The sequence below is a fragment of the Aulosira sp. FACHB-615 genome, from assembly GCF_014698045.1.
Taxonomy (GTDB): Bacteria; Cyanobacteriota; Cyanobacteriia; order Cyanobacteriales; family Nostocaceae; genus Nostoc_B.
Window position 1 is genome coordinate 98,154 of record NZ_JACJSE010000016.1, and the last position, 20,922, is coordinate 119,075.

At 39.1% G+C, this 20,922-nt stretch carries 14 protein-coding genes and 1 pseudogene; 7 read left to right on the forward strand and 8 right to left on the reverse strand.

The features are described 5' to 3' along the window. Positions 1–450: 450 nt before the first annotated feature. The 3 genes from H6G77_RS22565 to H6G77_RS22575 all read left to right on the forward strand — a co-directional run bounded on the left by H6G77_RS22565 (position 451) and on the right by H6G77_RS22575 (position 6,088). On the forward strand, positions 451–2,142 hold the full coding sequence (locus tag H6G77_RS22565) for a histidine kinase dimerization/phosphoacceptor domain -containing protein (RefSeq protein ID WP_190872786.1): 1,692 nt from the start codon (positions 451–453) through the stop codon (positions 2,140–2,142). Between the two features lie 92 nt (positions 2,143–2,234). Continuing rightward, complete coding sequence (locus tag H6G77_RS22570) at positions 2,235–3,731, forward strand: ATP-binding protein (RefSeq protein WP_190872787.1); 1,497 nt, start codon at positions 2,235–2,237, stop codon at positions 3,729–3,731. Between the two features lie 146 nt (positions 3,732–3,877). Next, entirely contained in the window at positions 3,878–6,088 is a 2,211-nt protein-coding gene (locus H6G77_RS22575) for an EAL domain-containing protein (protein WP_190588685.1), read from the forward strand. A 20-nt stretch (positions 6,089–6,108) separates the two neighbouring features. Here the strand turns inward: H6G77_RS22575 and H6G77_RS22580 are convergent, their stop codons facing one another. The 5 genes from H6G77_RS22580 to xth all read right to left on the reverse strand — a co-directional run bounded on the left by H6G77_RS22580 (position 6,109) and on the right by xth (position 14,127). Beyond that, positions 6,109–9,126: an AAA family ATPase gene (locus H6G77_RS22580; protein ID WP_190588686.1), complete on the reverse strand. Its 3,018-nt coding sequence runs from the start codon at positions 9,124–9,126 to the stop codon at positions 6,109–6,111. Then, a complete protein-coding gene (locus H6G77_RS22585; RefSeq protein WP_190588687.1) occupies positions 9,113–10,291 on the reverse strand; it encodes an exonuclease SbcCD subunit D in 1,179 nt (392 codons plus the stop codon). Before H6G77_RS22585 ends, H6G77_RS22580 begins: the two co-directional genes overlap by 14 nt. An 8-nt stretch (positions 10,292–10,299) precedes the next feature. Further along, positions 10,300–12,066: an ATP-binding protein gene (locus H6G77_RS22590; RefSeq protein WP_190872788.1), complete on the reverse strand. Its 1,767-nt coding sequence runs from the start codon at positions 12,064–12,066 to the stop codon at positions 10,300–10,302. Next, a complete protein-coding gene (locus tag H6G77_RS22595) occupies positions 12,063–13,109 on the reverse strand; it encodes a hypothetical protein (RefSeq protein WP_190588689.1) in 1,047 nt (348 codons plus the stop codon). The genes H6G77_RS22590 and H6G77_RS22595 overlap by 4 nt, the downstream gene beginning before the upstream one ends. Positions 13,110–13,341: 232 nt before the next feature. Then, on the reverse strand, positions 13,342–14,127 hold the full coding sequence (gene xth / locus H6G77_RS22600) for an exodeoxyribonuclease III (RefSeq protein ID WP_190872789.1): 786 nt from the start codon (positions 14,125–14,127) through the stop codon (positions 13,342–13,344). A gap of 460 nt (positions 14,128–14,587) precedes the next feature. On the opposite strand from xth, the pseudogene H6G77_RS22605 reads away from it, so the two are divergent. The 4 genes and pseudogenes from H6G77_RS22605 to H6G77_RS22620 form a co-directional block, all read left to right on the forward strand. Then, positions 14,588–15,014, forward strand: a pseudogene (locus tag H6G77_RS22605) (glycosyltransferase); the annotation flags it as partial. A gap of 226 nt (positions 15,015–15,240) precedes the next feature. Next, entirely contained in the window at positions 15,241–15,426 is a 186-nt protein-coding gene (locus tag H6G77_RS22610; protein WP_190588691.1) for a hypothetical protein, read from the forward strand. 468 nt (positions 15,427–15,894) lie between these two features. Then, a complete protein-coding gene (locus tag H6G77_RS22615) occupies positions 15,895–17,844 on the forward strand; it encodes a protein phosphatase 2C domain-containing protein (protein WP_190872802.1) in 1,950 nt (649 codons plus the stop codon). A 459-nt stretch (positions 17,845–18,303) separates the two neighbouring features. Next, positions 18,304–18,576 (forward strand): ferredoxin-thioredoxin reductase variable chain, encoded by a 273-nt coding sequence (locus H6G77_RS22620; RefSeq protein WP_190588692.1) that lies wholly within the window; start codon positions 18,304–18,306, stop codon positions 18,574–18,576. A 5-nt stretch (positions 18,577–18,581) separates the two neighbouring features. Here H6G77_RS22620 and H6G77_RS22625 read toward each other — a convergent pair whose 3' ends face one another. The 3 genes from H6G77_RS22625 to H6G77_RS22635 all read right to left on the reverse strand — a co-directional run bounded on the left by H6G77_RS22625 (position 18,582) and on the right by H6G77_RS22635 (position 20,677). Next, positions 18,582–18,806, reverse strand: a complete 225-nt coding sequence (locus H6G77_RS22625; protein ID WP_190588693.1) for a hypothetical protein — start codon at positions 18,804–18,806, stop codon at positions 18,582–18,584. Between the two features lie 56 nt (positions 18,807–18,862). Beyond that, the gene (locus tag H6G77_RS22630; RefSeq protein ID WP_190588694.1) at positions 18,863–19,483 is read right to left on the reverse strand and encodes a hypothetical protein; all 621 of its coding nucleotides are present in this window, start codon (positions 19,481–19,483) and stop codon (positions 18,863–18,865) included. A gap of 402 nt (positions 19,484–19,885) precedes the next feature. Next, a complete protein-coding gene (locus H6G77_RS22635) occupies positions 19,886–20,677 on the reverse strand; it encodes a YdcF family protein (RefSeq protein WP_190872790.1) in 792 nt (263 codons plus the stop codon). Positions 20,678–20,922 lie beyond the last annotated feature (245 nt).

A 20,922-nucleotide genomic window follows, 5' to 3' on the forward strand; every position in this document is an offset into this window, starting at 1 on the left:
TCATACCCTCAATACGGTTCGGTTAACAAATATCTGTTGAGGTGAGCAGGGGGGCGGAGGAGCTTCAGGTGCAGGGGAGAGCGTACCTTCCTTCCCCCTTTCACCCCTTTCACCCCTGCACCCTGTTCTAAAACCTTATTTTTTCGTTTTTTTGCGTAAGTCCTAACCATAACAAGTGTGTAGTCGGATATGATTAGGACTTACGCACCAAGATTGTCTGTGGAGATTGGGTTTAGGGGTGAAAGGGTATGGGGTGTAAGAGTTTTAGATACATACACCCCTATACCCCTACACCCTTGATTTTTCGTCTTACTACGTAAGTCCTAATGATATCACTTGACATAAAATATAGTGGTAAATGTCCAGCCAACAAAGACCAAAGTTTTTCTCAAAACTCAATATGATTCATATAGTTGGAATAACCGATGCTTTAAATATCACTTTATAATTATGGATGATGATTTCATATTTACTAACAATCCTTCTCCTATTTGGATATACGATAGCCAAAGCTGGCAATTTCTAAATGTAAATGGGGCGGCGATTAGTAAGTATGGTTATTCAAAAAAACAATTTCTGCAAATGCAAGTTACTGACTTGTATCATGCAGAATATCAACCGATTTTATTAGATATTATTAGGAATCATCACAATCAGCTAAGTTTTAATTTTCAATGTCAACATCGTTGTTGTGATGGCAAATATATTGATGTTGAAATCTTTACATACTCCATAGAATATCAAAAGAAAAATGCTCATTTAGTTTATATTCAAGATGTTAGCCAGGAGAAAAAAATAAAGCATCATCTCCTAGCAGAAAGTTTTCCCACTTATGTGCAGGATAATCGCCTTTTAAAAACATCTTGGACTAATTGTCAAATGAGTACTATCTGTCAAGATATCACCAATTATAAGCAAACAGAACAGGCTTTAAAAACTCAGTTAGCACGAGAACAATTAATGCGAACTGTAGTCCAAAGAATTCACCAATCTTTGAATTTACAAGATATCCTCAATGCTACAGTGCAAGAAGTACGACATTTACTGCAAGTAGAGCGGGTGATTGTTTATCAATTTACACCTGATAAGAGTGGTAAAGTCGTCGCCGAATCAGTGGAGACGGGGTGGAGAGAATCTTTAGGTGTCCAAATTGAAGATACTTGTTTTCAAAGTGGGGCAGGCGTAGATTATTATTATGGGCGGAAACGAGCGATCGCCAATATTTACACAGCCGGACTGACAGATTGTCATATTCGACTGTTAGAGCAATTTGAAGTCAAGGCTAACTTAGTTGTACCTATTTTACTAGAAGTCGGTGGCGACAATACTAGCTCTCGACTTTGGGGCTTGCTGGTTGCACATCAGTGTTCTCGTACAAGACAATGGGAAGACAATCAACTAGACTTGCTGGATCAACTTTCAGTGACAATTGCGATCGCTATTCAACAATCTAGTATATTTCAGCAAGCCCAAACAGAATTAGCAGAACGGCAAAAAGCCGAAAGCGAATTGCGGAGTGCTTTAGCTGAAAAAGAAATTCTCTTAAAAGAAGTACATCATCGTGTTAAAAATAATTTGCAAATCGTTTCGAGTTTATTAGAACTCCAATCCCAGACTCTCATAGATCCCGAAGTAATTAGAGTTTTTCAAGATAGCCAAAATCGCATTGATTCCATTTCCTTAATTCACAAAAACCTATACACTTCCCCCAACATCGGACAATTAGATGTAGTTGATTATATCCAAAGTTTAGCAACTAGCATTTTAATATCTTACCAAAATGGGCTAGAGAGAATAGAATTAAAAACTGATATTGCCCCCATTAGTATCAATATTGATCAAGCGATCGCTTGTGGTTTAATCCTTAACGAATTAATCTCTAACTCCCTCAAACATGCCTTCCCCAAGGATCAGAAAGGTATTATCACTATTACCCTAGAAAAAAATCATCATCATATCAAAATGTCTATTCAAGATAATGGTGTTGGGATACCCAATGATTTAGATTGGAGAAATAGCAATTCTTTAGGTCTATCTTTAGTATCTGACTTAGTTACAGAACAGCTAGAAGGTAGCATTACTTTAGAACGTAATCACGGTACAGTGTTTACTATCCAATTTCCCCAGTTCACTTTGGAGTAATATAGGAATCATAAAAAAATTCTCTTTCCTACTGCCTTACTTCCAACCTGCACAGATAATATCAAACATCAAACCAGATTCATATATTTCTAATGGAGCCAGTGAAAATTTTAGTTGTTGAAGATGAAGTCATAGTTGCTAGAACCATTGCTAACCAACTAAATCAACTAGGATATACAGTCATCGGTACAGCTTCTTCAGGACAAGTTGCTATTGCTAAAGCCTTAGAAGGTAAACCAGAATTAGTGTTAATGGATGTCATCTTAAAAGGTGAGATGGATGGAATTACCGCCGCATCTCACATTCGAGAGCAGTTAGATATTCCGGTAATATTTCTCACGGCTTATGGTGATAATCAGACAGTACAGCGAGCTAAAACTACTCAACCATTTGGCTACATCATTAAACCTTTTACACCCAAAGATTTGCGGATAGCCATTGAAATTGGTTTATTAAAACATCAATTAGAACAGGACTTAAGAGAAAATCGAGATAGATTAGCCACTCTTTTAAACTCTATGAGTGATGCTGTCATTGCCACAAATGAACAAGGAATTGTGACATTTATTAACCCAGCAGCAGAGTCGCTAACAGGTTGGAAACAAACAGATGCTTTGGGTAAAGACATATCTAAAATTTTGCAGCTAGTTGATGAAGTCACTGAAACTTCTGTAGAAAACCCTGTGACTAGAGTTTTAAGGGAACAAAAGGTTGTCTATTTAAATGACTTTACATCATTAATTACAAAAGATGGCTCTAGAGTTCCTATTGGAGATAGTGCTTCTCCGATTATGCGACATCCTGGGCAAATCAATGGTGTCGTAGTGGTATTTTGGGATCTCAGCGAACGGCGACAAACACAATTACTCGAACAAGCATTGCTAAAAGAGCAAGAAGTTAACCAACTAAAATCCCTCTTTATTTCTACTGTTTCTCATGAATTTCGGAATCCGTTAAGTGTGATTCAATCTTCAGTAGAATTGATTGAACTGCAAGGGGAAAATTTAACGGTAGAAAAAAGAAATACTTATTTAAACCGAATTAGTAATGCAGTGCAATCCATGAAACAACTCATGGAAGATGTGCTGTTTATGGGGAAAGCAGATGCAGGTAAATTGGAGTGTCATCCTCATCATCTAAATCTCGACGAATTTTGTCGAGAATTGTTAGCTGAATTTACGATGATTCATCCTACGGGCGCAGAAATTATTTATAACTGCCAGAGCGATCGCACCAATGCCTGGATGGATGAACAATTATTACGTTACATATTCACAAATTTACTCAATAACGCTATTAAATATTCTCCTAAAGGTAAAAAAATCCTATTTGGTTTAACTTGCGATTTAATTCATCAAGTAGCTATCTTTTGCATTCAAGACCAAGGAATTGGCATCCCCGAAGTTGATCAAGCCAGAATATTTGAATCATTTTATCGAGCCTCTAATGTCAAATCCATTCCAGGTACAGGACTGGGATTAGTCATTGTGAAAAAGTGTGTAGAAGCACATCAAGGAGAAATTAGCATTCACAGTCAAGCTGGTGTTGGTAGCACATTCACAGTAACTTTGCCATTAAATTGTTCATAAAATATCAACAAAGGCTGCTTTGGGAAACTTTAAACAAATGGACTAAATATTACCAAATCTTCATTTACTTCAAGCATAATTTATCTTTAAAATCTACATTTGGGGGCAAACTAAAAGAAGTCAGATCATTAAAAATTGTGTTTTCTATGAGCCAGAAATGTCCTACTTCCAAAACTTGTGCTTGTTGTCATCTTGCACGTTGCCAAAGCCAGGAAGCAGGCAGGATTTTTCTCTGGTTTCCTGTTTCCCATACCTTAACAAAAGTCACAAATTACTTGCAGCAGTCTGAGCTAAAGTATGAACTCATGCAAGAGCGTCCGGGGTTAAGTGTAGACTGTAAACCCGGACAAGCCCAGGAAATTGCTCGAAAACTAGCTAAACTTTTAGCGCCAAGAGAGTTGCAAGAGACGCAAGTTTTGTTTATTCGCGGTGCTATTCAACCGCAACTGCAAGACTTTAGTGATATTGTTTCATTACAACGCTTCATTAAGTTTAATCAATCTGACTGGCTAGTAGATATGCTGGCCAAAGAACAATTCACGAGTTACTTTCAACCAATTGTTTCAATTCAGAATACGTCCCAAGTTTATGGATATGAGTCGCTGTTACGTGGCTTAGATGAACAAGGTAATTTATTGTCAATAGAACCAATATTAGAATTAGCAACAGAAGCTGGACTGATACCCCAATTAGACCGACTGGCTCGCCTCAAAAGCATCACGGAATTTAGCCGTCATCAAGTCAACGGGAAAATTTTTATCAATTTTTCACCCACAGCATTGTATGACCCCGTTTCTTGTCTCCGTAGTACAGTCGCCGCAATTGATCAAGCAGGTATTTCCCATGAACGGGTTGTTTTTGAAGTTGTCGAGTCAGATAATCCTCAAGATTTAGCTCACCTCAAAGCCGTATTGCAATTTTACCGAGATTCAGGGTTTTCAGTTGCCTTGGATGATCTTGGCTCTGGTTATTCTGGTTTGAACTTGTTGCATCAGCTACGCCCAGACTTTATCAAGTTAGATATGGAGTTAATTCGAGATGTGCATCAAGATTTGTATAAAGCTTCAATTACCGAGAAAATTTTGGAAATTGCCCAAAAGTTAAATATCTATACCGTTGCTGAAGGAATTGAGTGTATTGAGGAATTAAATTGGTTAAGAGAAAGAGGCGCGACTTTTGCTCAAGGCTATTTAATTGCTAAACCTCATCCTGAACCTGTGACGATAACTCCGCACTTTGATGCGATCGCCTTAAGTTTAGCATCGGTGGATGATCAACCAATCAAGCAGCAGGTAAAACACCAAAGTGAGTCTGAACGCATTGTTGCTGCTGTCACCCAGCGCATCCGCAAATCTTTAGAGTTAAACGAAATTTTGCAAACCACAGCCGATGAAGTGCGACAATTGTTTGCTGTAGACCGAGTGGTAATTTATCGCTTTGAACCAGACTGGAGTGGGTTAGTCGCTGTCGAGTCTTTAGCACCAGGTTGTATGTCTTTGTTGGGATGGAATGTGATGGATACTTGTTTTCTTTCCACCCGCGCCGATTATTACCAGCAAGGCAATACCAGAGCAATTGAAAATATAGAAAATGAAGGACTATCACCTTGTCACATTCAACTGTTGCGGAAGTTACAAATTCGGGCAAACTTGGTTGTACCGATTCTGCAACAAGAGCGTTTATGGGGATTATTAATTGCTCATCAATGTAGTAGTACTAGACAATGGCGGCAATCGGAGATTAATTTATTTAACCAGTTAGCCGAACAAGCTGCGATCGCCATTCACCAATCGGAACTCTACCATAAATTACAAAAAGCAAACCAAGAATTACAGCGTCTTGCGGCTTCTGATGGTCTGACTCAAGTAGCGAATCGGCGCTGCTTTGATGACACACTTAACAACGAATGGCAAAGATTAGCCAGAGAACAAGCTTACTTATCTTTAATTTTATGTGATGTCGATTGTTTTAAACTCTACAACGATACTCATGGACATCTGGCGGGAGACGATGCTTTAAGAAATGTTGCCCAAGCAATTTCTCAGATCATTAAACGCCCTGCGGATTTAGTAGCTCGCTATGGCGGCGAAGAATTTGCCATTATTTTACCTTATACCAATGCTGAAGGTGCGATCGCAGTTGCCACAGAAATTCAAACTCATATCCGTGCATTGCAATTGCCACATCCCAAGTCTGAAGTCAATCAATTCATTACCCTTAGTCTCGGTGTCGCAACCATCATTCCCAATCATCAATCGTCCCCTGCAACCTTAATTGCTGCTGCTGATCAAGGACTGTATCAGGCAAAAGCCCAAGGGCGAAACTGTATAGTACAGATTGACTGTGAAAGATGCTAAGGTCAATTAAAATTTGAGGTTCAATTTATCATAATTCGAGAGCCTTCAGGAGATTTTTCTACTTTGATTTGTGTTCCTAACTGTTCTCCTAGCGCAGAAACATGAGTAATCACACCTACTAATTTATCTTGTTCACCCAATGACTGTAGAATACTTGAGACGCTTTGGAGAGTTTCTGCATCTAATGTTCCAAAGCCCTCATCTATAAACAAACTGCCTAACTTAGCTCCTCTTGACAGCCTTTCTGAGAGTGCTAAAGCCAAAGATAAAGAAGTCGCAAAAGTTTCCCCACCGGATAATGTTTGTATTCGTCTTGGTTCGCCACCGCTCCAATTATCTTCTACAGAGTATTTTTTATCAGCATATTTCAAGGCGTAGCGATGTTCTGTCAGTTCCTTTAAAAATACTGTTGCTTGTTCTACTAACTCCTGCTGAAAATTCTGGAGAATATACTCTTGAAAGCGATCCGATTTTAACTCTTTGGATAAGATACGATACGTTTCTAAATCTTCCTGTTTCGCAGATAATCGAAGTTGTAATGTTGCTGATTCTGCTTGTTGTTCTTCAGCTTTAGTAATCCAAAGTTTTAAATTATTATATTCATCTTGTGTTTGCTTACGCTTTTCTTCGGTATTCACAACAGATTGCTCATGCTGGGCAATTATTTCTGGATTTGTGATCTGATCGCCGATTTCATTAGTTTCCTGGATAATCAGAGTTTCTAACTTAAGTTTTTCATTGTCATATTTTGTAATTTGTCCCTGCCACATATTTTGTTGTTCCGGTGATGCTTTACTCGCCTCAAAACCTGCTTCTGTCAAATTTTCTAATGACAAGCGAGTTTGCCATTCAGTTTCTATGCTTAATTTTTCAGTGGAAGCTAAATCAAAGTCTTCTCGTGCTTTTAAATCATTTTGTTGAGCCTGGATAAATTCATCATTGGCAGTTCTAAAAAACTTATCGGCTTGCTGAAGACGCTCGTCTAAATCGTGTTTAGCTTGTTCTAGTTTTCGGGATAAATTATCGTAAGTATCGCCATCAGTAAGTTGTGATAATTTCTCTACAGTTTCCTGAAGTTGTGTTTGTTGGTGTTCTACTTCACTGAGTGCGTCTTGATGCTGGGCTTGGGTATCTGATAACTTATTTTTTGCAAAGTTTAAATTTTGTTCACTGGCTTTAAATTCAACATCTGCTTTGTCTTTTTTACTTAAATATTCTTGATACTTAGTATTACTTTCTTGTAATTCTTTGTATTCATGCTGAAGTGCCTTAATATCCCATTTATCTATTTTTAAGATAGCAGTAATTTGTTGGTTTTCTGCCTGTAAATCTGCTTCTTTATCGGCTAATATTTGGCGGTATTCAGTTTCTTGTTTTTTCAGTTCTTCTATTGTGGTTGCAGCTTTAGTTTTATCATCAGCAGCTTTTTGACGGTTTTGTTCAGCCATGCGAACGCGTCTCTCTAATGCTTGGATATCCTGTGAAGCTTCTAGTTGTGGTAACAAGTGGTCTTCTGAATATACTCCGCCACAAACTGGACAATCATCACCAGTATGGAGCATGGCACGTAAAGCAGAAGCATGATTTTTTTGCCTTACAGTATCTAATTTAACCCGAATTTGCTCACATTCTTCTAGGTATTTTTGCAGACTTAAAATAGTAGACTGATAGTTATCATCAGCCGTTGTTAATTGTTGAGCAATTTGTTGTAATTTTAAGCGATCGCTGTCAACTTGCTTTTGAAGACCTTCCCATTTAATTAATAATGGCGAGGCTTGTTTAAGCTGTTCTAGTCTTGTACCACCAAGTGAATATTGAGTAAGTTCATTATTTGCTTTAGCCAATATCTGTTTTTTCTCAGTTAATTCAGCTTCAGCCTTCGCTACAGCTTTACTAGCTTCAGTTACCAAATTAGATTTGTCTGCTAAAATTTTTTTGAACCGTTTGAGTTCCTCGCTCAATTTACAACGTTGTTCTTCATAAACTTTGCCGGCATTAAGCGCAGCTTCTCGCTGTTTTAACTGTGGTGTTATCTCAGCCTGATAGGCTTGTACTTGACTTAAATTATCCTGCTGAATTTTCAAAGCTGATTCTTTATCAATCAAAGCTTTGGCAGCATTCTTGGCGGCAGTTTGGGTGCTATGATAACGAGTACGTGCAGAATTGACTGATGTGTAAATAGCTGATAAGCGATCGCAAACTCGCGCTTGCTCTAATTGCCGTTTTAAATCACTTATTTTTGTAGCCTGTTTGTTTAATGCCTCAAGTTGCTGTTGTCGCTCTGCTAAAATTTGAAGACACTGCAATAATCTTTTTTCTGCTTCTAAAACTGTTTTTGCATTGGCAATGGCTGTATTTAATTGAGGTAGTTCTTGTTCTAAAATATGATAACGGTTGCGCCAAGAATTTAGTTCAACATCCGATGTTAAATTTAAAGTTTTCAATCGTTCTTCGATTGCCTTGCACTCCCCTTCAAGAAGATTGGCTTCCTTCTCCGCCTGTTGACGCATATCTTCTAAAATTTGGTAGCCAGTCAGTTTTCGTAAAATTTCTCGGCGTTCCGTAGCTTCACTTTTAAGGAATTTATCGAATTGTCCTTGAGGTAAAAAGATAACTTTGGTAAAAGTATCAAAATTCATCCTCAAAATATTCTCAATTGCCGTATTAATTTCTGTCTCCCTTTGTTCTCCCAAAGGTTGCCAATCACCTTTAATTCGCTTTTCTAATTTGAAGTTAGTTTGCGATGTTTTAGCACGATATAGCCAGGAGCGAAAAACTTGATATTCAATATCATCTACTAAAAAACGTAATGATACTTGTAATCTTAAACTACCCTGACTCAATAATTCTTTGGGTTGAGTTTTACCACCAAATCTTGCCACCTTTCCATAAAGTGCTAAAGTCATGGCATCTAGCAAGGAAGATTTACCTGCACCAGTTGGGCCAGTAATAGCAAATAAATCTAATTTCTCGAAGGGAATCGTGGTCTGATTGCGAAAACTGGTAAAACCTTCTACTGTCAGTTCAAGTGGTCGCATCTTGGTTTTCCTTAATTTCTTTGTATAGTTGCTCAAACTTCGCCACAACAGCAGAATTTGGTGTTGTCTTTAATACATCTTGAAAATAGCGTTTAAATTCTTCTACTGGATCAAAATCTTCTCTGCTTACAGATTTTTCCTGATTTGGCTTAACTTCTGGATAACTTGGCTCAATTTGCAGCACTTTGTCACCACAAATTTTGCGAATTTTGTCAGCTAATCCCATTTGAGGTGTTTGTAGCTTAATAATCACCTTGAGATAACCAGAATAATCACGCAGAGGTTCTAGTTTTTCTTCGTAATCGCTCAGTTCACATTCGACTATCTGCAAAGGTTTTTGACAAGGAATAGATATAAATTGAGGTTTCGCGGGAGAACCTGGTTCAACATCAATCAGATAAAATCCCTTATCTTCCCCAACTTCACCAAAGTCTACTTGAATTAAAGAACCAGAATAGTATGTAGGAGCGGCAACAGGAATTTGTTGGGGTTTATGGATGTGTCCGAGAGCAATGTATTGAGCTTCAGCAGGTAGGCTTTGCCCAGCCAAGGCGTAGGTTTCTTTGGTGTGATGACGGGCTTCGGAATTGGCTAATCTCGCACCATCAATAGTGAGATGAGCCATGAAGATATTAACGCTGTCATCTTGAAAACCGCCCGCTAAATTGTTGAGGCATTTACTTAGCCTTTCTTTGTAGTTTCCTATTTGTTCCAACTCGTTCATTGTCCACAGATTCTCAACTGTTAACAGCCGTCTTTCCGAAGCAAAAGGCATAGCTGCAACGCGCAGTCTACCATTAGGGGTTTCCAAGCTAATCAAACCTCCCTGCTTTACATTACGAGGTTTACCTAGAATATGCACGCCAGCTAAAGATACAAGATTAGCTATGCCATCAAAACGGGAGGCGGAATCATGATTACCAGCGATCGCTATTGCGGGAATTTTGGCAGTTCGCAATCCTTCAAAAAACTGATATGCAACTCTCTCCGCCTCGGCTGGAGGGTTGGAAGTTTCAAAAATATCACCTGCGATTAATACCGCATCAACTTCTAATTCTTTGGCTTGTCGTAAAAGTTGCTGGAGAGCAAATTCAATTTCTGGGGTACGATCCTTGCCTTTAAGATGTCGCCCTAAATGCCAGTCAGATGTATGAATTAAACGCAAGATTCCTCCTAAAAACGATCAAAATCAGCTTCAATACTGGCGATTTCTGCTTGGCTCAAAAACACTTCCTCTTTGCGTGTCGCATAGGCAGGGAAGGGGAAATTCACCAAAATGGGCGCAGGAACTTCTGGTTGATGCACAAACATCGTGCCAGATTTAAGAAATAAGGCTCGTTTGCGACAAGAACCAGTGAGAAAGTTGTATTCAGGGCGTTCTGCTTCTGCGGAATCTAACCTACCTACAACACGGATAGCTGCTTGCCCAACAACACGCCGTTCAACTTCTGAAGCTGTTTGCTGTGCGCCAATTAATATGATTCCCAAAGAGCGTCCTCGTTCTGCAATGTCTACCAACAAATCTTTAATTGGGCTACGTCCATCGCGGGGGGCATATTTGTTTAACTCATCTAGGACGATAAAAACAACAGGCTCTCTTCCCTGTTTTTCTTTTTGAAAAAATAGTTTTTGTAGTAAAACACCCACAACAAATTTTTGGGCGCGGGCGGTAAGTTTGTGGATATCAGTTACAGTTAGTTGCGTATCTGAAGCTAGTGGATTGAGTTGATAGTTAGCAAGTTCATCTGGTGATAAATCACCTCGAATTAAATGGCTAACTTCACTACTAATACCGTATAAACGCCGAATCATTGCTTCTGCGGTAGCAGGTACATTTCGCCCTAACCAACGCCTATTTTCTTCTCTATCTTCATCATTGAGCAGTTTATCTTCTAAGAAGTCGATTAAATCTCTAAAACTTTTTATTTCTGTTTTACCTTCTTCTCCAAACGCTTCTACTTCTAAATGGGCTTGGAGTTTACGCCGCCGCTTTCTATCAATCTCGTCATTTTCTTCTGCTAGTCGTGCTAATCGTTCTTCTACAGTTGTTACTAAATAAGATAAATTCCCCCTGTCTAAATCTTCGCCTGTGAACAAAAAACGAAATAGGCGATCGCGGCACAGTTCCCGAATACTCCACAAATAGACTGATATCCCTTCAGAACGTTGTTCTAAATCAGAATCAACCGTTCGGGCATCTTTTTTAGGAGCAGCACGAAAACTTGTACTTTTAAAAGGCTGTACTGGCAATTTTAAAATTTCATATTTACTTTGATTTTTGCCATTAACCGCATTACCATAGGTTTGATTAAGTTTATCTAAAAAGAATAAATCTTCGCCTTTAACATTAAAAATGAGTGCTTTTGTATTAGCTTTATAAGACCCTAAAACAGGAGAATTAAAAATAGAATATAACAAAAATAAAGCATAAGAAGTTTTAGTTGCGACTCCAGAAACACCGGAGATATTTACATGAGCGCCTTTCTCTCCATTAATAAATGAATAGTTAAAATAAGCTGCATTACCATTATTCATAATACCAGCCGGAATCGGGGTATCCATGCTGTCAAAATATAATGCCGATGCCAGTTGCTTATCTACGGCTAGGTAAACCTTATCGCCTGGTTGAGGCGGTAAATATTCTTCGGGTTCAATTCTGGTAACTTGAACGTGAGCAGTATATGAAATATTGACAGGTAAAGTTCCCTTTTTTGCTACTAATAAAGTATCAGTATCAAACTGCGCTCCTTCGTATTGAGTGCGAACATAATCAACCACGCCATAAAAATGAACAATTCCCTCACCATCAGGGCGTTTAGTTTCCACTGCTACAACATCATCTAGGCGTAAAACTTTCTCTGTGTCTACTGCTATCCAAAATTCCAAAGGAGTAGCTTCTTGAGTACCAAGCACATAACCAATTGCTTCAGAAGATGTCATTGATTTTTTCCAAAAGATGCTAAAAAGTTTTGTAATCGCCGCTTAATTAATGTTGCGTCACCCATACGTCTGCCTAATTCCCGTTCCAAAGCGCCAACAGGTGCAAGGTTTTGTGGTGCGCGGGGATCTCTTGATGGATGGGAAGCATAATAAGGGATTAAATGGCAAGTTTGATTTGCTATTTCTTTAGCTTTTTCTAAAGGTACTTCGCTAGATAATTCCAGCCGCACAATACCATATAAATCGTGATAACCAAGTTGTTGTGGTAAATGTTGAAAATCACCAGATTTTAAATACCATGAATACTGTGATCTATTTTGCAATTTAATTTTAAAAATAGGTGTGCGTTGTCCTGGCGATAATTTCCATAGTAGAGCAGCATATTTTTCAGGTAAGTATTGTCTGTGCATGGTCTTGATATAGCCCAAAGTAAAAACAGGCGATTCATTTCGCAATGAGCCATCCCGAATCACCAAAGTATCCGCATCTTTTATATCTAGTTTGCCTACTAACTCTTCTTCAGCTTTCAACATAGCTGTTTGGACAATTACTCCCCTTGCTGCTGGGGTATTGTCAAATTTACTGTTAAATGGTTCGTATGATAATGATTTTGCTTTGCTTCCCAAAGGGCAAGGAATGGTTGTTGATACAGCTTCTTGTTCGCCACTAAAACCCACAACTCGCTGAATATCAATTTGCTTTTCTAGATAACTCGCTTTGGGGATAGTTCTATCTACTACCACAGCACCTACAGCGATTGTGCCAAATACACCATAGATTATTGTGTTGCCATTGCTACCAACAATTGCAGCATCTAGCCGTCGCCGCCCGTCGATAAATATAAGTTTATAAGGTAGCGATCGCACCTGTTCAGGTTCAAAATTCTCCCAATCCTTAGAAGTCTCTACTGTAGGATCAACATCACTTTCTGATGGCGCAAGTTCTTCGCTGATTTGAATTGGCGGTTCATAGTCATTTCCCCAAGGTTCGAGGCGAAAGTTATGCGATCGCCAAAAGTCACTTACATCACTTTCCTCTAACATGACTTTTAGTTTTGCTCAGTAATTATTATGTTTTCAATATTACTCGCAATCAACTAATAGTTGCCAATAAATTCCCACTATTCACATGTTTGACTTTCGCCCACGTTACCTTGAGACAAATTTCATACTAAGTTGCGCTCAAACAGAATATTCCTAATATTCCTATTTCCTACTCTTCACTTCCTTCGCAATTTATATCTTTGAGAGCAAGTTAACCTCACAACTTTTCGGTCTATTCAAGTTCCACAACCACTGGTGTATGGTCGCTGGGTTGGGTTAATTTTCTGGGGTTCACATCAATAATGCAACTTTTGGCACGCTCATATAAAACTGGTGTGAGATAGTGATGATCAATACGCCAACCCAAGTTGCGGCGAAAGGCGGCTGTGCGATAATCCCACCAGCTATAATGTCCGCCTTCAGTAGTAAACTTACGAAAAGCATCAGCAAAGCCTAATTCCAGAATATCTCTCAAGGCTTGGCGTTCGGCTGGTGAGGACATAATATGGTTATCTGCATTTACTTTGTCGTGAATATCTATTGATTCCAGCGCAATATTAAAGTCACCACAAATGCAAATGGCTGATTGTGACTTCAGCAAAAATTGTAAATACTCCCTTAACACAGTCAACCAGCGTAACTTATATTCATATTTCTCGCTACCAATGGCGGAACCATTGGGTACATATAAATTTACAATCCGCATATCATCAATCACACCTGTAATTACGCGTTTCTGCTCATCCCATTCTGGTTCTAGGTGAGGCAAGATGGCTGTGAATCCTGCTGACACATCTTTTAGTGGTTGACGGGAGATGAGGGCGACACCGTTATAAGCTTTTTGTCCTGAGATGTAGAGATGGTAGCCTAATTCTACAAAGGGCGATCGCGGAAAATCGGCATCTATGACTTTTGTCTCTTGCAAACAAAGCACATCCACAGGATTCTCACTTAACCAATAGATCACCTGTTCTAGACGAGTGCGAATTGAATTAACATTCCAAGTTACAATTTTCATTTAGCTATTTATCGAAATTAATGCCTAAGATTCCCAGTTAACAAAATTTTAGTATTATTTAATCTTTATGTTAATGATCCTCGCAACTGCCGATTTTTAAACAGATTGTGACTCTGAGAAAATTGATCCCGTCCGGGATTTTTAGTATTTATGGCTACAAAATATAGTTTTTTGTAAGTTCCGCTACAAAATATTCAGACTAATTCTGATTCTCAAGGTAGATGAAAATCAAGGAAGGTGAGCTATATTTTAAAGGTGTAGACACTAAGTGACTACAACCTGTAAATAGTCTTAAATTTAGCGGACGACAGAGACGTTACTGTTAACTAATGTTGCACTCTTAAAGGTCAGTTAAGTTAATTGAAATCTTAAAAGAGTCAGTAAAAATGCTTTGTCTGCAAGAAAAGATTTTAATAATCTTTATAGCAAGACTTTCTGACAGCCTAAACCAAAACAATTTATGACAATCGCTCAGGTAGCCCCTTTAGGGAACGAGTTCCACCTCCAAATTATGGAGGAATTGAACTGGTAGTGAGTCGCTTGACCGATGAATTAGTGCATCGTGGCCATAAAGTAACTTTGTTTGCTTCTGGTGATTCACAAACTCTGGCTTGTTTAGGAGCAATTCATCCACAGGCTTTACGTTTAGACATTAATGTCCAAGAGTATGCAGTGTATGAAATGTTAGAACAGCGCCAAGCTGCGGAATTCGACATCATTCATTCTCATGTAGGAATTGGGGCATTACCCTTAGCGAGTTTGGTTACAACGCCCAGTGTGCATCCTCAGCACGGCAATTTTACAAAGGATGACTTAACGTCTACAGTCACCACTATAAGTAAGCTTACGTCAGTATGAGTAACGCTCAATGGCAAATTAATTTAAATTAGCTTGTCACAGTTGATCACGGAATTTTGCTTGCAGATTATCCGTTGATACCAAAAAATTGAGTCTTACTAAAATGGTTGATGGCTACGAAACAGCCTACAAAAAAATTATAAAAAATCGCATCAACCTCAACGGTTAAATCCATACCGCTCAAGGGCGGTAATAATTTACAACCTTTTTACCTGCATTTAATCATCAATCTTATTTTTTAAGGAGGACATTGGAATGAGTATGCGAGCCAACACTTGCCCCTGTTGCGGTGGTTCCCTACTGCGTCATGTCCGTCATGCTGAACTATATTGGTTTTGCCTGTCGTGCCGACAAGAAGTACCACTGTTAACAATTAATCGTTTAAATAATGGAGAAACCCGGAATACAGGAGTGCTGACTCAGCCAAAGATCAACACTTAAGTCTGGTTTTATCCAATAAGATGATTGTTCAAGAGGGATGTAAGGGCTTTGCTGTGAGCATCGGCCGAAGGATGTTCTTATGCAAAACCTTGACATCCTATATCCTTTATTCAACAGGACTTACGCACCAAGATTGTCTATGAAGATTGGGTGTAAGGGTGTGTGGCGTATAGGTTTTAGATAAATACACCCCTATACCCTCGCCAAAACCCTTGATTTTTCGGTTTTATGTGTAAGTCCTATTCAAGTTTCAGATATTGCCCACCTTAAGGTTGTTGAGCATGGTATAACCTAGGGTGGGCATTTGCTTATATCCTCATTTCTACGTTATGGTATGGCTCACCCTACGGCTACGGAGATGGTATAAGGAGGGGTGGGCAATGTGATGAATTTGCTCATATCCTAATTTTTACGTTGTGGCATTATCCAGCCTACGGTTATTGAGAATGGTGCAAGATATCATTTATGATAATTTCTACTCAACGAGTAATTTATTGTCTAAATCCAACATGCGATCGCCCAATTAACCCACTTGGAGAACGCATTTGTAGTAATTGTCAAACTCCTTTAGTTCACCGTTACCTCTGGGCGACTGGTAATTTTGGCGCTAACATCTCCCCAGAAACGCAAGTTGCAGAAAGATATGAGGTTATTCAACCGCAAATCTGGCTAGATACGCAACCAGGACTACCACCAGAAACATTACAAGATTTACCTCAAGTAATTATTCCTTATTTAAAACTGTATCAACAGCATTTACATCTGCCCCAAGTTTATGGCTTTGTTCCGGCTGAGGAAGATGCAGAAGATATTCTGTTGTTAGAAAATGCGCCTATAGATGCAACAGGTAACTTATACCCCAGCATCACTGATGGTTGGGAACAAGCCACCGCCGTCAGACAAGTTTATTGGTTATGGCAAATTCTCCAACTTTGGCAACCTTTAGCAGAACAAGGCGTTGAGCAAAGTTTACTGATTCCCCATAACTTGCGCGTTCAAGGCTGGTGTGTGCGTCTTGTAGAACTTTATCCAGCCCAAAGCGAAAAACCCAGCTTACGTGATTTAGCTCAATCTTGGCAACCTTGGATAGCATTGGCACAGCCACAAGTAGCGGAATCATTACAAAATATAGTTGAGCAGATGTGCGATCGCACAGTCAATCTAGAAAATATCACTAGTCAACTGAATACGCTCTTACTTTCAGCCGCCGGCGAACTACCACTCAGCCTGCAAGTAGCCGGCACAACCGATATCGGCACAGAACCCACCCAAAACGAAGACACTTGCTACCCCAACACCAATGAACCCTATGACCCCCTCATCCCGCGCTTATCAATGGTTTGTGATGGGATTGGTGGGCATCAAGGTGGTGAAGTAGCCAGCCAAATGGCGGTACAATCTTTAAAATTGCAAATCCGTGCCTTATTAACAGAAGTCAGCGAACAAATTGAACCTGTAGCACCCAAACTATTGCAAGAACAGCTAGAAGCCAGCTTGCGGGTAGTGAATAATTTAATTTGTTCCCGGAACGATGAACAAAAACGCCAAGGTAGAGAACGTATGGCGACAACCTTGGTGATGGCACTGCAATTACCCCAACCAATAGTAACAATTTCAGGATGGCGATCGGACAATGCCCATGAACTTTACTTAGCCAACATTGGTGATAGTCGCGCTTACTGGATAACTCGTAATTACTGTCAATTACTCACAGTCGATGATGATGTGGCTTGGCGAGAAGTCCGCTACGGGAGGAGTTTGTATCGACAAGCACTCCAGAGATTAGATGCAACCGCTTTGACTCAAGCATTGGGTACAAAAGAAGCAGACTTTTTGCGAGTAACAATTCAAAGATTCATCATCGATGAAGAAGGTTTATTACTACTGTGTTCTGATGGTTTAAGTGATAATGATTGGGTAGAACACGCTTGGCAAGATTTTGCCATACCTGTATTATCTGGTGAACTTTCCCTGACAGAAGCTGTAGAAAATTTAATTCATCTTGCCAATCAAAAAAATGGTCATGATAATACATCAGTGGTTCTCACCCTTTGCCGACTTGCTAAAGAATACTTAGTACCAGTCACTTCATCATCGCCACAAGTGGAAGTAGAGATTGTTGAAACAGAAATTCCCGAACTAGACGAACCCGAACCAACTTTAACAGAAAGTTCCCAAGCCTTATTAGACTTAGACTTGACAGCAGAACCAATACCTGAACCAATTCCCACACCAGTCAAGAAACCTCGTCGGCGGAAAAAGCCTCCTGTAGCAAAGGGAAGATTATTAGCCTTGTTGGTAGTTGGCGGTACAACTCTGGGATTATTACTTTTTTGGTTACTCAGTCCCCAGACATTCCAGCAAGCTTGTCAAAAATTACCCCAACCAATGCAGTCAATTTGTCCACAAAAGAAGTAAGCAAAACCTTGACAGCGTTTATTGATGAAGATGCAACTTATCAGTAGTTGTAGAGACGTTGTATACAACGTCTCTACAACTAGGTATCAATGTCAACAACTCGCCTTTGTGCCTAAATCCTATAACTGCCAAACACAGCATATAGGAACGAAATAGCCATTTGATGTAGAATTGGAACTGTTGTTAAAGCGCACAGAAAAGGTAAAACAGGACTTTTATAGCCTGTTAGCTGAAAAATCCTCAAAAAAGTGCTTTTGAGACACCCGTAAGCGTGGACAAGTGCAATGAGGAAAAAAGCAGTGAGACATTTGTCGCTGGTTAACTATGAGCCAAGCCTGCACTGTCAGGCTTTGTTTGTATCAAAGTTGCAAACGCTGTATTTGATGTGTTTGTCTCGATGAGAGATGAAAAATAACTGTTTTAGACAGTTGGTTTTTCACTCAGCAAGTTCGATGAGGGATGGCTGTGGAGATGCTTGTGGAACCGCAAAAGCTAGGTGTAAATTCTCTTATGAAAGTTGGCGATCGCGTCCGTGTTGTAAAATCAGTGGTAGTTTACCATCACCCTGAACATCGCTCTCAAGCTTTTGACCTTGAAGGCTCAGAAGGCGATGTTGTAGATATTGTGACTCAATGGCAAGGTAGACCTGTTAGTGCTAACTTGCCAATATTAGTTCAGTTTAATAAAAAGTTTAAAGCCCACTTGCGCGAAAATGAGTTAGAAATCATCTAAATTACTCAAAAGCGGCGAAGGAACCACCGAAAAATGTTGAGTTCGCCGCGCATTTTTTTGAGTTCTTGACGGTGATTTTCTGCCGTAGCGTTATACCATTCACAATAACGCTGAAACTCTAAGCGTTGCTGAACTTCGTAATAAAATTCATGGGTGGTTTGGTAAGTACTAAAATTTTCTGCAACTCCCGGTTGCGGAGCAGGAATAATATGAGGTAATTCTTGGGGCATGGTTTGTATGATAAGTTTAGAAGTTCTGAGATGATTAGGTGATATTTTGAGAAAAACTAATTTTCTTTGAACAGTGCAGCCAGGATAATTCTAATTATTACTTCTAATTCTTCAGTAACTCGGTAAAGATTGATTGCTTGTTCGATAATTTGTGGCTTTCGATATAGAATGCCAAATTGCCAAATATTACCTGTTGTTACCGCTCCTAATATTTCTGTTTGATTGGAATCTAGCCATCGGTCAAGGGCAATCATTTCAGTGGCTAATTGGGTAAAGCCTTTATTTATATCTGCTTGTTTAGCTTCAATTACAATGACATTAGATTGGTTTCGTAGATAATAATCTAAGTTACCTTGCAGTTGGTTATTAACTTTAATATTGTACTCAATTTTTAATTTAGCATGGGAATAGTGAATTAACTCAATTACAACTGGTGCAATCAGGATTTCTCGGCGTGTAGCTTCATTTTCTAAATCTATATATGGTAGAATTTCTTCAAGACGCTGCTTTAGTTCTGCGACTCTATCTAATGTCCCAGAATACTGCGGTAAATTAAGAAATTTCCGCTCAAAAGTATAACCAAATTCTGTGACTAAATCATCAACTGCAAACCCTAATTCAAAATAATTGCTAAATGTATAAGAGCGATTTGGATCTAACAATGTTGGGTGACTCATACCAATTTTAGATTTTAGATTAAAAGCTTGATGAATCAGTAAGATTACTATTAACGACTTATTTACAGGATATTTCAAGTCAGAGTATTACATCATTTAAGCCGCAAATCTATGTTAGAGACTAAATTCTGACTTCTGTATTCTGCTATAGGACTCATATTTGATTTGGGAAAAAAATCAGTACACTCAGATCAGGCTTCTTTCCTACTCCCAACTCCCTATTCCCTACTTACACAAATAAATTCAGAAATCAAACCGGATTCCTATAGATGCTAACAGGACTTACGTAAGTGTCACAATTGGTGGTTGGTGCGTGACGCTATAAATCTGATGACTACGTTCAAATCTTCTCGTTGCGTCACACACCCTACAGAAAAAATATGCCAGTTGCGTAAGTCATAGCTACAGCCAACCACGTAAGCGATAGATAAAACTACCAATATATTCTTTCAAAGCACTGGTAAATTGATGTAAGTTATCGGTGTCGGGTAGTAAATTTAGCAAGGCGGCTTTAGGTGTGTTAACCAGTTCTTGCAGTTCGCCTTGAGTTACCAGAAAGTCAGTTGGTGCGGGGATAGCGTCAATACCTTGACGTTGGAAAATTTTAAGCGATCGCGGCATGTGCATAGCTGAAGTGACTAATAATATTTTTTTGATACTCCGAGATTGTAAAATTTGTTTGACATTTACAGCATTTTGATAAGTGTTAAGAGAATTTGGTTCCTCAATGATTGCTTGTGTTGGAATGCCAAGAGATGTCAAAATACTGGCCATATCTGTTGATTCTGGTTGACCGCTACCACGCCAATCAATCCGACCACCACTGAGAATAATCAAAGGCGCTTTTTTTTGCCGATATAACTGTGCTGCATAAATTACCCGATCGCCTGATTCACTTAAATCAACTGCTGGTCTTGGGAAAGAAGCTGATTTAGTCGCACCACCTAAAACAACGATTGCTTCTGCATTTGGCATTTGCTGAGACGGTATATTTTGCCATTCTAGCGATCGCACCAGTGCCTTAGCTACCCAAGCATTACTACAGAATAGCAATAAAACTAACCCCAAGGCGATCGCACCTGTCGCTATACGCGGTTGTTTCCTGATGGTAATCAAAGCTACTACCAAACTCATACTCGCCAATCCCAAAGGATAAAAGAACAGTGGTAGCAACTTAGAAAGGTATAAAAACATATAGGTTTTAAAGGCTATAGGTGATAGGTTATAGGTTACAGGTGATAGAAAATTTATAGTTCTATTTTTCTTTTTATACCCCTAAACCCTTACACCCTCACTTCCCTACACCCCTAAACTCATAAATAAAAAGCGATCGCAGTTCCGTGGTAGCGATCGCTTTAATATATAGCCTATAAAACCCTGAACAAAGTAATCGATTACTAAAATTGTATTTTTGCAAGTGGCATTATGCCTGCTGGGTG

Bases quoted from the DNA above. Each gene is read 5' to 3' on its own strand.
- H6G77_RS22565 (WP_190872786.1), top strand. From the start codon at position 451: ATGGATGATGATTTCATATTTACTAACAATCCTTCTCCTATTTGGATA.
- H6G77_RS22570 (WP_190872787.1), top strand. From the start codon at position 2,235: ATGGAGCCAGTGAAAATTTTAGTTGTTGAAGATGAAGTCATAGTTGCT.
- H6G77_RS22575 (WP_190588685.1), top strand. From the start codon at position 3,878: ATGAGCCAGAAATGTCCTACTTCCAAAACTTGTGCTTGTTGTCATCTT.
- H6G77_RS22580 (WP_190588686.1), bottom strand. From the start codon at position 9,126: ATGCGACCACTTGAACTGACAGTAGAAGGTTTTACCAGTTTTCGCAAT.
- H6G77_RS22590 (WP_190872788.1), bottom strand. From the start codon at position 12,066: ATGACATCTTCTGAAGCAATTGGTTATGTGCTTGGTACTCAAGAAGCT.
- H6G77_RS22595 (WP_190588689.1), bottom strand. From the start codon at position 13,109: ATGTTAGAGGAAAGTGATGTAAGTGACTTTTGGCGATCGCATAACTTT.
- xth (WP_190872789.1), bottom strand. From the start codon at position 14,127: ATGAAAATTGTAACTTGGAATGTTAATTCAATTCGCACTCGTCTAGAA.
- H6G77_RS22610 (WP_190588691.1), top strand. From the start codon at position 15,241: ATGAGTATGCGAGCCAACACTTGCCCCTGTTGCGGTGGTTCCCTACTG.
- H6G77_RS22620 (WP_190588692.1), top strand. From the start codon at position 18,304: ATGGCTGTGGAGATGCTTGTGGAACCGCAAAAGCTAGGTGTAAATTCT.
- H6G77_RS22625 (WP_190588693.1), bottom strand. From the start codon at position 18,806: ATGCCCCAAGAATTACCTCATATTATTCCTGCTCCGCAACCGGGAGTT.
- H6G77_RS22630 (WP_190588694.1), bottom strand. From the start codon at position 19,483: ATGAGTCACCCAACATTGTTAGATCCAAATCGCTCTTATACATTTAGC.
- H6G77_RS22635 (WP_190872790.1), bottom strand. From the start codon at position 20,677: ATGTTTTTATACCTTTCTAAGTTGCTACCACTGTTCTTTTATCCTTTG.